Annotated in this window: 14 protein-coding genes, 1 pseudogene and 1 riboswitch; of the genes and pseudogenes, 6 read left to right on the plus strand and 9 right to left on the minus strand. The window is 66.4% G+C overall.

Features of this window, described 5'->3' with window-relative positions; translation table 11 throughout:
• Window positions 1-95 precede the first annotated feature (95 nt).
• Window positions 96-213, plus strand: a riboswitch (TPP riboswitch).
• 46 nt (window positions 214-259) lie between these two features.
• Entirely contained in the window at window positions 260-2137 is a 1878-nt protein-coding gene (gene thiC, locus ILT46_RS07555; protein WP_199504023.1) for a phosphomethylpyrimidine synthase ThiC, read from the plus strand.
• A gap of 79 nt (window positions 2138-2216) precedes the next feature.
• Complete coding sequence (locus tag ILT46_RS07560) at window positions 2217-3896, plus strand: AIPR family protein (protein ID WP_199504024.1); 1680 nt, start codon at window positions 2217-2219, stop codon at window positions 3894-3896.
• A gap of 54 nt (window positions 3897-3950) precedes the next feature.
• Here the strand turns inward: ILT46_RS07560 and ILT46_RS07565 are convergent, their stop codons facing one another.
• The gene (locus ILT46_RS07565; RefSeq protein WP_199504025.1) at window positions 3951-4433 is read right to left on the minus strand and encodes a YaiI/YqxD family protein; all 483 of its coding nucleotides are present in this window, start codon (window positions 4431-4433) and stop codon (window positions 3951-3953) included.
• A gap of 77 nt (window positions 4434-4510) precedes the next feature.
• On the opposite strand from ILT46_RS07565, the gene ILT46_RS07570 reads away from it, so the two are divergent.
• Complete coding sequence (locus tag ILT46_RS07570; protein WP_199504026.1) at window positions 4511-5476, plus strand: hypothetical protein; 966 nt, start codon at window positions 4511-4513, stop codon at window positions 5474-5476.
• Window positions 5477-5544: 68 nt separating this feature from the next.
• Here ILT46_RS07570 and ILT46_RS12400 read toward each other — a convergent pair.
• The 8 genes and pseudogenes from ILT46_RS12400 to ILT46_RS07615 form a co-directional block, all read right to left on the minus strand.
• Window positions 5545-6044: pseudogene (locus ILT46_RS12400) on the minus strand (pyridoxamine 5'-phosphate oxidase family protein).
• Window positions 6001-6321, minus strand: coding sequence for a DUF3253 domain-containing protein (locus tag ILT46_RS07585; protein ID WP_199504029.1), 321 nt, complete (start codon window positions 6319-6321; stop codon window positions 6001-6003). Before ILT46_RS07585 ends, ILT46_RS12400 begins: the two are co-directional and overlap by 44 nt.
• Before the next feature lie 76 nt (window positions 6322-6397).
• Window positions 6398-6769, minus strand: a complete 372-nt coding sequence (locus tag ILT46_RS07590; protein WP_233397091.1) for a hypothetical protein — start codon at window positions 6767-6769, stop codon at window positions 6398-6400.
• Window positions 6770-6775: 6 nt separating this feature from the next.
• On the minus strand, window positions 6776-7318 hold the full coding sequence (locus ILT46_RS07595) for an EF-hand domain-containing protein (RefSeq protein WP_199504030.1): 543 nt from the start codon (window positions 7316-7318) through the stop codon (window positions 6776-6778).
• A 101-nt stretch (window positions 7319-7419) separates the two neighbouring features.
• Window positions 7420-9264, minus strand: coding sequence for a DUF885 domain-containing protein (locus tag ILT46_RS07600; RefSeq protein ID WP_199504031.1), 1845 nt, complete (start codon window positions 9262-9264; stop codon window positions 7420-7422).
• A 96-nt stretch (window positions 9265-9360) separates the two neighbouring features.
• On the minus strand, window positions 9361-10656 hold the full coding sequence (locus tag ILT46_RS07605; RefSeq protein WP_370592380.1) for a metal-dependent hydrolase family protein: 1296 nt from the start codon (window positions 10654-10656) through the stop codon (window positions 9361-9363).
• Window positions 10657-10710: 54 nt separating this feature from the next.
• A complete protein-coding gene (locus ILT46_RS07610; protein WP_199504032.1) occupies window positions 10711-11577 on the minus strand; it encodes a MipA/OmpV family protein in 867 nt (288 codons plus the stop codon).
• A gap of 60 nt (window positions 11578-11637) precedes the next feature.
• Window positions 11638-12234: a DUF2585 domain-containing protein gene (locus ILT46_RS07615; RefSeq protein WP_199504142.1), complete on the minus strand. Its 597-nt coding sequence runs from the start codon at window positions 12232-12234 to the stop codon at window positions 11638-11640.
• Window positions 12235-12333: 99 nt separating this feature from the next.
• Between ILT46_RS07615 and ILT46_RS07620 the strand changes: the two genes are divergently transcribed.
• The 3 genes from ILT46_RS07620 to ILT46_RS07630 all read left to right on the plus strand — a co-directional run bounded on the left by ILT46_RS07620 (window position 12334) and on the right by ILT46_RS07630 (window position 15366).
• The gene (locus tag ILT46_RS07620) at window positions 12334-13689 is read left to right on the plus strand and encodes a phytoene desaturase family protein (protein ID WP_199504033.1); all 1356 of its coding nucleotides are present in this window, start codon (window positions 12334-12336) and stop codon (window positions 13687-13689) included.
• A gap of 67 nt (window positions 13690-13756) precedes the next feature.
• Complete coding sequence (locus tag ILT46_RS07625) at window positions 13757-14338, plus strand: TIGR00730 family Rossman fold protein (protein ID WP_199504034.1); 582 nt, start codon at window positions 13757-13759, stop codon at window positions 14336-14338.
• Window positions 14335-15366, plus strand: a complete 1032-nt coding sequence (locus tag ILT46_RS07630; RefSeq protein WP_199504035.1) for a phytoene/squalene synthase family protein — start codon at window positions 14335-14337, stop codon at window positions 15364-15366. The genes ILT46_RS07625 and ILT46_RS07630 overlap by 4 nt, the downstream gene beginning before the upstream one ends.
• The last annotated feature ends 38 nt before the right edge of the window (window positions 15367-15404 follow it).

Raw genomic sequence — 15404 nt, forward strand, 5'->3', positions numbered from 1 at the left:
TGGGCCATGCAGCGTTCCTCTCCGGCTGGCCCTTGCGAAAGCCGCGCTGCGCGCGATGCGGGGTGTTGGCTCGCAAGCGATTGCCCTGTATGTATTGGCCATCCCCGGGGAGCCTGCGCCGTTTGAACTGGGCTGAGAGGTGGGTTTCGCACCCCACGACCCGTCGAACCTGAACCCGTTAGCACGGGCGGAGGGAGGGTCGCCGGTCGCCGCCAGGATACCGCTGCCCGCTCTTCCACCCCGTCGGAGAGCATGAGCCATGGCCGATATTCCCGCCCGCACCGAACTGCCTGTCGTCACCACCGGCCCGATCCGGGGCAGCCGCAAGATCCATGTCGGGTCACCCAATAATCCAGCAGTGCGCGTGGCGATGCGCGAGGTGATGCTGGAGCCTTCCAGCGGCGAGGCGCCGGTGCGGCTGTACGACACCTCCGGCCCCTATACCGACCCCGCCGCCACCATCGATATCGAGCGCGGGTTGCCCGAATTGCGCCGCGAATGGATCGTGGGGCGCGGCGATGTCGAGGAGGTCACCCAGCGCGCGGTGCGGCCGGAAGATAATGGCCAGCTCGGCCCCGACCGCAGCGGCGGCGTGCGCCCGTTCCCCAATGTCCGCCGCAATGTGCTGCGGGCCAAGGCGGGCGCCAATGTCAGCCAGATGCATTACGCCCGCCGCGGCATCGTCACGCCGGAAATGGAATATGTCGCCACCCGCGAAAATCTCGGGCGCGAGATGGTCCGGGGCCTGGTGCGTGACGGGCAGGACTGGGGCGCGGCGATCCCCGATTACGTCACCGGCGAATGGGTCCGTGACGAGGTGGCGCGCGGGCGGGCGATCATCCCATCAAACATCAACCACCCGGAAAGCGAGCCGATGGCGATCGGCCGCAATTTCCTGGTCAAGATCAACGCCAATATCGGCAATTCCGCCGTCGCCAGCGATGTCGCCTCCGAGGTCGACAAGATGGTCTGGTCGATCCGCTGGGGCGCGGACACGGTGATGGACCTTTCCACAGGGCGCAACATCCACGACACCCGCGAATGGATCCTCAGGAACAGCCCCGTCCCCATCGGCACCGTGCCGATCTATCAGGCGCTCGAAAAAGTCGGCGGCATTGCCGAGGAACTGACGTGGGAGATCTTCCGCGACACGCTGATCGAACAGGCCGAACAGGGCGTCGACTACTTCACCATCCACGCCGGCGTCCGCCTGCCCTATATCCCGATGACCGCCAAGCGCGTCACCGGCATCGTCAGCCGCGGCGGCTCGATCATGGCGAAATGGTGCCTCGCGCATCACAAGGAAAGCTTCCTCTACGAACGCTTCGACGAGATCACCGAGATCATGAAGGCCTACGACATCGCCTATTCGCTGGGCGACGGCCTGCGCCCCGGCAGTATCGCCGACGCGAACGACGAAGCGCAGTTCGCCGAGCTCTACACGCTGGGCGAACTGACCAAGCGCGCCTGGGCCGAGGACGTGCAGGTGATGATCGAAGGCCCCGGCCACGTGCCGATGCACAAGATCAAGGAGAACATGGACAAGCAGCTTGCCGCCTGCGGCGAGGCGCCGTTCTACACCCTCGGCCCGCTCGTCACCGATATCGCGCCCGGCTACGACCACATCACCAGCGGCATCGGCGCCGCACAGATCGGGTGGTACGGCACGGCGATGCTCTGCTACGTCACGCCCAAGGAACATCTCGGCCTGCCCGACCGCGACGACGTGAAGGTCGGCGTGGTCACCTACAAGCTCGCCGCCCACGCCGCCGACCTCGCCAAGGGCCACCCGGCCGCCAAGGTCCGCGACGACGCCCTAAGCCGCGCCCGCTTCGAATTCCGCTGGCGCGACCAGTTCAACCTCAGCCTCGACCCCGACACCGCCGAGCAATACCACGACCAGACCCTCCCCGCGGAAGGCGCCAAAACCGCGCATTTCTGCTCGATGTGCGGGCCCAAGTTCTGTTCGATGAAGATCACGCAGGAAGTGCGCGATTTTGCTGCGAAGCAGAATGGGGGGGCGGAAACCTTCGTGGCGGCCGAGGAGGCTGAGGCCGGGATGGCGGAGATGAGCCGGGTCTACAACGAGGGTGGGCGGGAGCTATACATCGGGCAGGGCGACCGCGAGCACGATTGACATGCCCCCGGAAGGCAGCGGCCAGATTTACGTCGTTTCCTAGCCGGCTTAGGACAACAAATTTGAAAAGGAATTTGCTTTGGCTGAAGCCCGCGCCACCTTGCTGGATTGGAGTCAGGTAAAAAGTGCCATTGGGGAGTTTCGAAACTCACTAGACCTGCCAGACGACTCAATTGCATTCAGTTACTTCGCACTTTCAAAGATTCTCAAAATCGATGACGCTGAAATTTCGGCGACGCTTATGGACGGTCCCGACGACCGAGGCATCGATGCGGTATACATTGATAGTCGACCCGAAGCTCGGCGTATTCACCTATTTCAATTTAAACATGTTTCGGACTTCAAAAAAACGCAAAATAATTTTCCTTCCAATGAAGTTGACAAGATTTCCACGTTTTTGGATGATTGCTTTAGGCAAGATTCGACGATGGAAGGAAACTGCAACCCATTGCTATGGCTAAAAGTTCAGGCAATTTGGTCGGCACTTGAGGAGTCGGTTTATAGCATTCACATTCATTTGTGTTCCAATGCTTCCAAATTGACCGAGCAACATTCTGAGCGCTTCCGAGAAGGTCTTCGGCCTTACTTGCATGCACAGGTGAGTGAACACGACCTAATGTGGTTTTCGAACGCGATCTCGCGCGCGTCTCGTGACGACCGAAGGCTCGCACTACCAATCGTTGAGAACCAACTTTTTGGCCGGACTGATGGGTTTGCACAGGGCCTCATCGCCACCGTGCGAGCGTCCGATCTGGTAGATCTAATCCGGGAGCCCGAATATCCGAGCGAAGTCGACCCGACGTTGTTCGAAGAAAACATTCGCCTGTACCTTGGCGAAGAAAACGAAGTAAATAGGAAAATTCTAACAACGGCTCTAAGTAAGAATAATCTGGAATTTTGGTATTTGAACAATGGCGTGACAATTGTTTGTCAAGGACTGGAGTACCAGCCGAAGTCCGCTTCGCCGAAGGCCCATATGATTAACCCTCAGATTGTAAATGGAGGACAGACCTCCCACGCACTTTTTGAAGCCGGCAGGTCAGATATTTTGCGCATCGCAGATGTACGAATCTTGGTTCGAATCATCGAGACCACTGATCAATCACTTACAATGCGAGTCGCGGAAGCCACCAACAGCCAAACCCCCATTCGCAGTCGCGACATCAGGTCAAACGATAAGGTACAGGTGCAGCTTGAAAACGCCCTCAGGCCGATAGGGTACTTCTACGAACGAAAGAACGACCAGCACATTGGCGAGGCGACCGATAAGCGGATTGATGCAGTCAAACTTGGGCAGGTCATCCTCGCATATGTGCTGCGGGAACCCGACAGGGCGAAGACGGCCTCAAACAAGATTTTTGGCGAATATTACGAGTGGGTTTTCAACGAGCACGTCCTTTCTGCCGAGAACGTTCTTGCGATTTGGCGGATATACAAAACCGTCGAAGATGATCGGCAACGAATGATTAAGCAGATGTCCGGCGGCCTAAGAAAGAGATACGATGAGGCTTGGATCATCGAAGGTGTCTTCCACATCCTTTATATGTTGTCCCTCAAAACGGAAGCATCTGGTGGTGACATCTTTGATGCCCAGCAAGCGCTCAGCCACTACGAAGATGTGAAGAACGAGATCGACAAGTTTGTCGATAGTCAGCGAGGCACAGCGGCCTACAGAATTTTCCGCTCGGCTTACACGAAAGGCTTGCTCGCCAAGGTGGCGGCTGGACAGCAACTTAATTTTGAATTTCCCCGAAGTTAGGGATCGGCGGAAATCGGGTCGCTCGAAGTTGAGCCCACCCCACGCGCTCCTCAACTACCGCCCCAACCGCACCAACTCCCGGTCCAGCGCCTGCAGAAACCGCGAGCGGTCTTCCTTGCGGAACGGGGGCGGGCCGCCGCCGCTGCCGCCCAATGGCCCGTCCATCCCGGCGCGCAGGTCGGCCATGATCGCGCGGGTGGCCACGGCGCTGCCGATGCTGGCGGCGTCGAAGGGTTTGCCGGTGTGGGCCAGCACGGTCGCGCCGGCTTTCAGCGCGCGGTCAGCGAGGAGGATGTCGCCGGTCACCACCAGCGTCCTCGGCCCGGCGTGCGCCGCGATCCAGTCGTCCGCCGCGTCGAAGGCATCGGACACCACCACCCGCTTCACCCGCTCGCTCACCGGCACGCGGAACACCTGGTTGCTGACCACGCGAACGTGCGCGCCGTGGCGCTCGGCCACGCGGTAGATTTCGTCCTTCACCGGGCAGGCGTCGGCATCGACCAGGATGGTCACAGGGGGAATGGTGGCGGGTTCCATGTCATCGGCATACCTCCAAGCGCCCCCACCGCCAAAAATCTGTCCTACAGCCCCCATTCTGTGCCCTACCCTGGCGGATGAGCATTCATCCTGATCCGGCAGACTTTGCCGCTCGCCCTGCTGGTGCCTCGCCCGAGGTTGCCGGCGCCCTCCAACCTCTGGCCCATGACGATACCCGCCATGATGGCTGGACCGCGCGGCGGCAGGCGCAGTTCTTGCGTGAACTCGCCGCCACGCAGAGCGTCACCCGCGCCGCGCGGGCGGCGGGGATGAGCCGGCAATCGGCCTACAAGCTGCGCGCGCGGCTCGCCGGGGAGCCGTTCGATGCGGCGTGGGACGCGGCCTTTGCCTGTTCCTTCGACGCGCTCGCCCATGCCGCGATGGAGCGCGCGATCCACGGGGTCGAGGTGCCGCATTACCATGCCGGCGAGCTGGTCGGCACGCATCGCCGGTTCGACGAGCGGCTGACGCTGGGCCTGCTCGCCATGCGCGCCGACCTCTCGCCCCGGCAGGGCTGGCGGATGGTCGGCGAGGTGGATGTCCCGTGCGACGACTTTGCCGCGATGGTGCAACTGGTCGCCGATGGCGCGGAAGACTGGGACAGCGCCGCCGCGATCGCTGCCGAACGCTACGATGTGGAAGACAGCGCCGATGAGGACAGCGTTCCGGGCGAACCCACCCAACCCGGTGGGGAGGTGTGCGAACCGGGCGACGATGCCCAGGCCGATCATCACGACCATGACGATCCCGGACATGACGACGAGTATGATGACCAGTGCGACGCGCTCTACGATCCCGACGCGGCGATGGCGGCCCTGCGCGCCGAGGGGATCGTTCCGCCGGCCAGCGAGGACAGCGAGCAGCCGCCCGCTCCGGGCGCGCCGGTCAGCGCAGCGTCGGCCGTGCCGCCCGCGCCCTCGCCCCCACCCGCAGGCGCAGCGCCGGCCTATTATCTCGCCGATCCGACGCAGGCCGCCGCGCCTGCTGTCGCCCGGCACCCGGGCGATCCCGCACGGCGCGGGCCATCGGTGCGGCTGCTTTAACGTGCGGAGCGGCGGGTGACACAGGTGTCGCCTTTGTCACCCGGAAGGCGGCGGCACTGCGCTCCGCCTCAGGCGTAAATCACCTCGCCCGAGACCGCGCCCCACGCCGTTGCCCGCACCGCGCGCACTTCGATCAGCACCGGCCCGGGGCAATCGATCCCGTCTTCGAACCATTGGTCGAGGTCGCTGACATAGTGTTCTTCGAACGCCACGCGGGCGTCGATCAGCACCGCCTCGCCCTGCACCGAGAGCCACTGGCTGTCGGCCTGGAATTGAGCGTGACCTGGCTGTTGGCGGCGATGCCGCGGGCGACGCGCTTGTCCTCCAGCGTGAAGTACAAGCTGGTGCCGCTATATTCGACCTCGCGGTTGTTCGACATCGGGCGCGAGGCGATGGTGCCATCGTCGCTGTGAGTGGCGAACATGGCGATGTCCATGTCCTTCATCAGCGCCTCGATCCGGCCGCGCGTGGCATCCTTCTGGTCGGGATGGTTCTCGTCTTTCTCGCGGGGCATGGGCCATCGGTCAGTTCTCCTTGCTGACGGGGTGAATGCGATAGGGGCCGGCATCGGGTACGCGCGGCGCGCCTTGCCAGCTGGTGGTGAGCGTGCCGGCCGCGCAAGCGGCGGCGACCACGCGGTGGATCACCGGCATCATTCTGCGCCAGCGTTCGGCGCCGCGCGGTTCGGCGGGGGTCGCGGGGCACAGCGCGCGGGCGACCTCGGACGGGCACACGCTGCCGGTGGGGCGCGCGGCGAGCAGCGCGGCGAGCGTGCTGGCGATGGCGAGCTCGGCTTCGTTGGCAAGCGCGGGTGGCGGCGGGGGATACGGGTCAGGGGGCGGCATGGCTTGCGGCTCTCCTCCGTGGCGCGATTGGCGGATCAACGGACGGGCTGGCTGGGTCGGTGCGGGGCGATGCCGGCTAGAGCCGGGTCGGCGGCTTCAGCGTGAAGGCGGGGCCGTCGGCGAATTCGTCCCAGCCGCAAGCGGCGATGACATCGTTGCTCTCGACCGGCGCGCGCCCGTCGCCGAGCGACCAGGTGATGTGGTAGGTGCCGCCGGTCGGCCGCTCGGTGCTGCCGCCCAGTTCGACGACGAGGGTTTCGACGCCTTCGCCGTCATCGGCATGGCCGACGACCCGGCCGCTGGTGTGGCCAGGCAATTCGTCCGCGCTGTCGACCTCGCCATAGGTGACGTGGTGGGCGACCACCGCGTCATAGCGGGGCGGGAACCGGCCGAGCAGGGCGTTGCGGTCGTCCTCGGCCAGCTTCCAGCCCATGTTCTGCCCGCTCATCACGGCTCAGCGCGGGGTCGCCGGGGCGGGCTGGGCGGCGGCGCGGTTGGCGGCGAGGATTTCGGCGGCGGTCAGCACCCCGTCGCGGTCGGCATCCATGCGGTCGTAATTGGCCTGGGTGGCGGCGCGGTGTTCGACCTTGGTGACGCGCCCATCGCGATTGCCGTCGAGCCGCTGGATCAGCGCCGCGGCGGTGCTCGGCAGGGCGTCGGGGTTGGCCAGAGCGGCGAATTCCTGCGGGCTGAGCTTGCCGTCACGGTCGCGGTCGAGCCGGGCGAACACCGCCTGGTTCTGGCGCAGCGCCTCGGACTGGGCGCCGGCGCGCTGGGCGGCCTCGACCTCGGCAAGGGTCAGCACGTCGTCGTGATTGCTGTCCATCCGGGCGAATTCCTCGTCCAGCCGGGCAACGAAATCGGCGCGGGCGAGCGGTTCGGGCGTCGGCACGGGCTGGGTGCGGATGGGCGCCGGGCCGGCAGCAGGTGCAGCCGTCTGGGCAGCGAGCGGCGTGGCCAGGGCAAGAAGCGAGCAGGCAAGGAAAGGTCGCAGCATGGGGTTTGGTCCGGCAAAAAGGTGCGCCAGCGGCGCGGGACGGGCGGATTATGAACGCGCTACCTGCCCGCGCCAAGCTGTATCCAGCCTTGCCGGCTGGGTCAGCCGCCGGCGCGGCTGGTCATCAGCCAGTGGTCGATCTTCGCCTCCAGCACGGGCAGCGGCAGCGCGCCGGTGCCCAGCACCTGCTGGTGGAAAGCGCGGATGTCGAACCGCTCGCCCAGCGCATCCTCGGCCTTCTTGCGCAGCCGCTGGATGGTCAGCGCGCCGACCTTGTAGGCCAGCGCCTGGCCGGGGATGGCGATATAGCGCTCGACCTCGGCGGTGGCGTCGGTCCGGCCCATGCCCGAATTGGCGAGCATATAGTCAATCGCCTGCTCGCGGCTCCACCCCTTGGCGTGGATTCCGGTATCGACCACCAGCCGCATCGCCCGCAGCATCTCGTCATCGAGCGTGCCCTGCCGCTGATAGGGGTCGGCAAACAGGCCCATCGGATAGCCGAGCGTTTCCGCATACAGCGCCCAACCCTCGACATAGGCGGTGTTGCCGCCAAAGCGCATGAAGTTGGGCAGCGCCTCGTTCTCCTGCGCCAGGCTGATCTGGAAGTGATGCCCCGGCGCGCCTTCGTGAAGGTAGAGCGTGGTGATCCCCGGCGTCGTCCGGCTCGGAAGGTCGTAGGCGTTGAAGTAGAAGATCCCCGGGCGCGAACCATCGGGGGTGCCGCTCATATACGAGCCGCCCGCCTCGAATCGCTCGCGGAACGGCTCGTACGGACGGATTTCGAGGCCCGTTCTCGGGGTCTCGCTGAAGAAGCGCGGGATCTGAGCATCGACCGCGCGGCCGACCGCGTAATAGCGTTCGGTCAGCGCCTCGCGGCTGGCGGTCTTGAATTGCGGGTCGGTGCGGATGAAGTCGAAGAATTGCGGCAGGGTGCCGGTAAAGCCGACCTCGCGCTGGACGGCTTCCATCTCGCCGCGAATGCGGGCGACTTCGGACAGGCCCAACTCGTGCAGGTAATCGGCGGTCAGCGGCAGGGTGGTGTTGGTTTCGATCAGCCGGTTATACAGCGCGGCCCCGCCCTGCATCTGCGCCAGGCCCACGCTGGTGCGGGCACGAGGCAGATATTCGTCGCGCAGGAAATCGCGCAGCCGGCGGTTGGCGGGATAGACTTCGGTCTCGAGCGAGCGGCGCAGCGCCGCCGTCGCCTCGTTCTTCTGCGCGTCGGTGAAGTCGGCCGGGAACATCGTCGTCGGCCCCCAATAGGGCGACTGCTCGATCGGCTGGGCGAGCTGGGTGTCGAGCTGCTGGATCATATTGGTGATCGTCAACCGGGTTTCGAGCACACCGCTCGCCAGCCCTTCGCGGAACTTGCCGATGCTGCGGTCGATCAGGCGGGCGTAGTCGGCGTGGCGGCTGAGGTTGTTCTGATAGTCCGCCCAGTCCTTGAACGGCGCCGCGCTGCGGCCGCTGGCGAGCGTCGGGTAGAAGGTGTGGAAGCCGAAGAAATGGTTCATCGGCCGCGTTTCGGTGAGCGCCAGCACCTCGGGCGCATTGTCGCCCAGCTGTTCGCGCTGGTCGTGCTTGAAAGTGTCGTAGGCCAGCTGGTCGGTCGGGCTGAGCGCGGCGCGGTCGATGCTGGCCAGCGTTGCCAGCGCGCGTTCGGCATTGGCACGTTCGGTGGCGGTATGCTGCGGGGTCAGAAATTCGCCGATCCGGTCGGCATAGCGCATATCGCCGCGAAACAGCGCGCTGATCGGATTGTTGGCGAGGTCCGCTTCGTCGGTCTCGGCGAACAGGCGGAACAGCCGGTCGTGCGGGGTTTCGGCAGGGGAGGTGCTGGCAAGCGGCGGCGCAGCGGGCGCGGCGACCGGCTCGGCCGGGATGGTGGCGCAGGCGGCCAGCGGCAGCAGCGCGGCGGCGCAGAGCAATTGGCGGATGGCAGGCATAAGGATCGTCCCCCTGATATATCTGTTGCCGCTGTGCGCCGCGTGGCGCGCGCGTCCAGCGCCCGCTCGGCCAACCGCCAAGGGGCATCGACCAAATCAGTCGATGACGCGCCCGCGCACCATCGTCCACTCGACCCGTTCGAGCACCCGCGCATTCTCGAGCGGATTGCCCTCGACCGCGATGATATCGGCCGAGAAGCCGGGCGCGAGCCGGCCGATCTCGCTGCCCATGCCGAGCACTTCGGCCGCGACCGTGGTGGCGCTGGCCAGCGCCTCGCGGCTGGTCATGCCCTGCTCCATCATCAGGCCGAATTCCTGCCCGTTGCGGCCATGTTCGAACACGCCGGCATCGGTGCCGAACGCGATCCGCACCCCGGCCCGGCGCGCGCGGCCCATGAAGGTGCGGGCAGTCTCGGCCACCGCGCGCACCTTGGTTTCGACCGTCGGGGTGTAGACGCCGCGCCCCAGCCTTTCGCTGATCCCGCGAAAGGCCATCAGCGTCGGCACCAGCACCGTGCCGCGCTCGCGCATTACCGCCAGCGCCTGATCATCGAGGAAGGTGCCGTGTTCGATCGTGTCGATCCCGGCACGCGCCGCCGCCTCCACCCCGCGCGCGCCATGGGCATGGGCCATCACCTTGAGGCCGAGCGAATGCGCCGTGTCGGCAATCGCGCGCATCTCCTCGTTCGAGAAATGCGCTTCCAGCCCGCGACCCTGCTGGCTGAGGACGCCGCCGGTGGCGGTGATCTTGATCACGTCAGCCCCGTTCTGGCTCGCCCGTCGCACCCGCTCGGCGCATTCGACCGCGCCGGTGCAGGTATAACCGGACGAGAGGATTTCGTTGATCGCCGGGCGAAACCCACTGACATCGCCGTGACCGCCGACAATCGCCAGCGCTGGCCCGGCGGCGACGATGCGCGGCCCGGCGAGGATACCCTCGGCCGTGCCGCGCCGCAGCACGAAGGCGGTATGCTGCGCGCTCCCCGCCTCGCGCACCGTGGTAAAGCCGGCGCGCGCCGTCAGCCGCGCATTCTTCGCGCCGACCACCACGCCCCACTCGTCAGGCTCGACCGCCTCGCGCCAGAATTCGCCGCCCGGATCGCCGGTGAGATGGGTGTGGAGGTCGATCAGGCCGGGCAGCACCGTCCGCGTGCCAAGGTCGATCACCCGCGCCCCGGCGGGCGCATCGCGGCCCGGCGTGATGCTGGCGATGCGGCCATCCTCGACCACGATAACCGAGGTGCCCGCCGGCGCGGCATCGGCCGAGGTGATGACCGACCCCGCCAGGACCGCGATACGCTCGCTGGCCGCCGGCGCCGCTTGTGCGGCAGCCGCCGACGCCGTCCCGGCCAGCAACGTCGCTGCCAGGCTCACCCAGACCTTCCCCATCATCGCTCTCCCTGTTTGCCGCTCTATCGCAGCGGCGGGGAAGCGAGGGAAGAGGGCTTAGAAGGTGTAGCCCAGCCCCGCGCCGGCGATCCACTGATCGGCCGAACCGCGCACCGAAGTCAGCGGCGAACGCTTGGCGTCGCCCAGCATCCGCGAGTAGCCGCCCAGCAACGCGAGCGAGAGGCCGCCATTGGTGATGTCACCGTCAAGGTCCACGCCGACGAACAGGTTGGCCCCGGCGCTTTCCCACCCCCCATCGGCGGCAAAGCCAGGCAGCCCGCTGGTCAGCGCCTGCGCCGGGCTGACCGAATAATAATAATCCGCCTGATCGCCATCGATCCGCGTCGCGCTGAGCGAGAGCGAGGCAGCCATCCCCCGGCTGAGCGGGGTGAAATAGCTGATCGAAGGCGAAAGGCTCATACCGTCATGTGCGCCGGCAATGTCCCACACCGCATCGAGATTGAACGACAGCGAATCGTAAGGGTTGAGCAGCGCGGGGAACGACACGCCGGTGGCGGCGCCGACCTCGATCGCGGTGTCGAGTTCGCCGAGCGCCTCGACCACCGGATCCTTGATCCGGCTGGCGCGGTTGCGATTGAGCCGGGCCGTCGGGCCCAGCGCGAAGGCGGTCTCGCCGCGCGTGTCGGGAATGAAATCGAGCGCTACGCCTGCCGGGCGCGGGGCGATGCCGATACCGCCGAGATTGCCCTGCACCAGCGGAAAGGGCGACAGCTCGTAATCATCCGAGCCGGTATAGGATGGGGTGTACATTGCCCCGACCCCTACGGTCAGCCAATCGCCATCGAACACGCTGGGCGCGGCTGGTGGCACCGCCTCGGTCGGTGGCGGCGCTTCCTGCGCTGCAAGCGGGGTGGCGACCGCCGCAGGCAGCAGCGCCGCAGCGAGCAAAAGCGACTTTCTCATGACAAAACTCCTCACCTGTCGGGCGGTGTAATCACCGGCAGCTACTTACGTTCCGGCCCATCAGGCACCGGCCTGCCATTGCCGCACCGCTTCGAGCGGCCAGAACAGCATCAGCACGTTGAGTGTCAGATTGTCGCGGATGGCCCAGGCGGTGAACGCTTCGAAGAACAGCGCCAGGATCACGCTCGCCTGCCAAGGAATGCGCGCGGCGAGCAGGAAGCCGGCGATCATCCAGCCGATATCGGCCATCGAATTGACGATCGAATCCCCAGAATAGCCCCAGCTGATGGTGACCTCGCGATATCGCTGGATGACCGCTTCGGTATTCTCGGAAATTTCCCATGCCGCTTCGATGGCGACGGCAATCGGCAGCGCCCAGCGGGCCAGCCGGCCCTCGAACCATCCCCATTTGACCCACAGCATCCAGGCGAGGGCATACATGATCAGCCCGTGCGTCAGATGGCTGGGCGAATACCAGTCGGTCAGGTGCTGGCTGTTTTCGGCCGACTGGACCACGCCGTGCCACAGCTTCACCGTGCCGCATTGGCAGATCAGCGGGCGGTCCATCGCTAGCAAGATCGCCAGCGTTGTCGCCAGCAACAATCCCACGACCAACCACGCGCGCCGGCCGGGCCACAAAAGTGCATCCCCTCGCATCCGGCGTCCGCTCATAGCGGGCTTGTCGCACGGCAGGAGCGCGGCGCCAACCCGCGCGGCGGATTGCCCACAGCGTTGTCGGACCCTAGGAACCGGCCGGTGAGCGCGCCCTCTCCCTCCCCTGCAGACGCCGACACCGCGCAGGTTGCCATCATCGGCGCGGGGCTGGCGGGCCTCGCGCTCGGCATCCGTCTGCAGGCAGCGGGGATGGATACGCTGATCCTCGAACAGCAAGAAGACGCGGGCGGCTGTGTCGGCTCGCTGCGTCGTGACAGCTTCGTGTTCGAGCTGGGGCCATGCACTGTGCCCGACCTTGCCCCGCTCGAGCAATTGTGGCGGCTTGGCGGCGCGGAATTGGCGACAGATTGCGAGTTTCTGCCGCTGCCCCCGTTGGTGCGGTTCGACTGGCCTGATGGCCGGCGGCTGGACCTCACCGGCGATACGGAAGGCGACCGCACGGCAGTGGCGGCGTTCGCCCCGGCGGACCTGCCGGCATTCGGGGCATGGCGCAGCGGGGCGCGCAGCTGGCAGCTGAGGCCGGCACCGCGTTTCCGCAATTCCGCCTTGCGCGATGCGTTGACGAGTATGGGGCTGCTGACGGACGCCGCGCCAGCCCGCGCCCAACAGATCGCGGCGCTGACTGGCGGCTGGGCGGTGCGCGGGGGAACCGATCGGTTGATCGCCGCGCTGGTACGCCATTATGAGCGGCTGGGCGGGCGGCTGCTGCTGCGCCATACCGTCACGGCCCTCTCTCGCGGTCCTGCGGGCACCTGCCAGATCGCCTGCTCAAACGGCTTCTCTATGAAGGAAGCTTCTGTCGCCAGTTCACTCGGGGCGGACAATACGCGCGCCCTGCTGAGCACACCCCGGAACAGCCGCAGGCAACTGGCGCCGGCCATCTTCACGGTCCATTTCGCACTGCGTGGCAGCTGGCCGGGGATCGGGCATCACGGGCTGTTGATGTGCGACGAACACCACGCCTCGGTGCGCGCGGTGCGCGATAAGGGGATTTTGCCGGCGCGCAGCAGCATCGTGCTCAGCCACCCCTCGGCGGTCGACCCGGCGCTGGCGCCTGTCGGCCATGCCGTGTTCCGCGCTTCGACCATTGTGCCCAATCTGCGGCAGGCGCCGCTCGACTGGGCGGCGGTGGGGCCGCAACTGGAACGCGCGATCCTTGCGGAGACCGGCCAGCGGCTGATTCCCGACCTCGCCGATCGGCTGGTGATGGCCTTCCACACCACGCCCGCGGACTGGGCAAACCGCCTGGCACTCCCGGGCGGAACGCCCTTTGGTCTGCGCGAACCGGCTCGCGCCGCCGCGCGGGGGCTGCCGGACAATGTTGTGCTGATCGGCGCACAGGCCGGCGCTGGGGCCGCGATCCCCGACGTTCTGGCCGGTGCTGAGCGGGCCGCCAGCAGGTTGCTCGGCCAGCTTCGCAGCGCGGGAAAAGGCTGAGCTATGGCTGGCAAAACGGGCCTCTCTTTGCCAAGACCGTTGTGAACAGCGCGGGGGCAAACATCGGATGAAAGCGCTAGCAGTCTATTGCGGTTCGGCGACGCCGGCGGACCCGCGCTATCTTGCCCTCGCGCGCGAGGTGGGCGAAGAACTGGCGTTGCGCGGAATCGATGTGGTGTATGGCGGCGGGCGGCTGGGGCTGATGGGCGCGGTGGCCGGCGGCGCGCTGGCGGCAGGCGGACGGGTCATCGGCGTCATACCCGAAGCGCTTGCCGGCAGCGAGGTGGCCAATACCGACTGCACCGAGCTGCACATTGTCAGCAATATGCACCAGCGCAAGCAGGCCTTTACCGACCTTTCAGACGGGTTCGTCACCATTCCGGGCGGGGTCGGGACGATGGACGAATTGTGGGAAGCGGTCAGCTGGGCGCAGCTCGGCTATCACACCAAACCCGTCGGCTTGCTCAATGCGTTCGGCTTCTACGACCACCTGATCGCCTTCAACCGGCATATGGCCAAGGTCGGCTTCGTCCGCCCGGCGCATCAGGGGATCATCCTTGCCGCCGATACGCTGCCCGATCTGCTCGACCGGATGGCGGTATATCAGCCGCACCGGCCGATCTTTGCCATGGCGCGGGACGAGCTGTGAGCAGCGAGCCGCCCCGCGAACGAATGCTCGCCCCGTCGCGCGTACTGCGCGAAACCCCGCCGCAGACCGGTGGCGGCCGCACGCGCGAGGAACTGCTCGACGAAGCCGACGCGGTGATGGAACGGGCGCCGCAATCGCTGCGCTTTGCCAGCAGGTTGCTCGACAAGGACAATCGCGAGCGCGCCTCGCTCCTTTACGCCTGGGCCCGGCGGTGCGACGATATCGCCGAAGGGCGCGACCGCCCGGCCCGCGCGGGCGAGAATGACAGCGAGCGTCGCAGCGACGGGGTCAAGGCGATCAAGGTGCTGACCCGCCGCGCGCTCGACGGGTTGCCCACCGCTGACCCCGCTTTCGACGGCTTCGGCCTCGTCGCGCGCGAGCGCACCATCGGCGAAAACCTCGTCGGCGATGTTATCAGCGGGTTCGCGCTCGAAGCGGCCGACTGGGTGCCGCGCACCGAGGCCGATCTGCTGCGCTATTGCTATCATATGGGCGGCGCACCGGCGGTGATGCTGGCGCGCATCATGGGCGCGGCACGCGACGATGGCGATTTGCTCGACCGCGCCTGCGACCTCGGCATGGCGTGCGAACTGGCGAATATCGCCCGCGACCTGTCAACCGACGATGCTGACGATCGCTGCTACATCCCGCTCGAATGGCTGGCCGAAGCCGATCTGCCGCCCGGCGAGCATCTGCGCCCCGAACACCGCGAGAAGCTGGCACTGCTCGCCGCGCGGATCGTCGCGCTGATGGAACGACACGAGGCGGCGGCGCTCAGCGCCGTGCACCGCCTGCCTTTTCGCCAACGCTGGGCCGCCATCGCCATCGCCCGCATCTACGGCGCGATGGGCCGCAAGGTCCGCGATGCCGGGCCGGCGGCCTGGAGTTACCGCACTGTCGTCACCACCGGCGAGAAATTGCGGTTGATCGCCGGCGCGCTGATCGCTGCGCTGGGCGGCAAGGGGCCGGGAGCCGATGCACCGGTCGGCTGGACCCGCCACGAATTTCGCCCGGTGCCCGGCTGGTAAGCGCCCCCTTCCCCTTTCCCGCCGGCGCGATTAACCCG

It is taken from the genome of Qipengyuania sp. YIM B01966, assembly GCF_016461955.1.
Taxonomy (GTDB): Bacteria; Pseudomonadota; Alphaproteobacteria; order Sphingomonadales; family Sphingomonadaceae; genus QFOP01.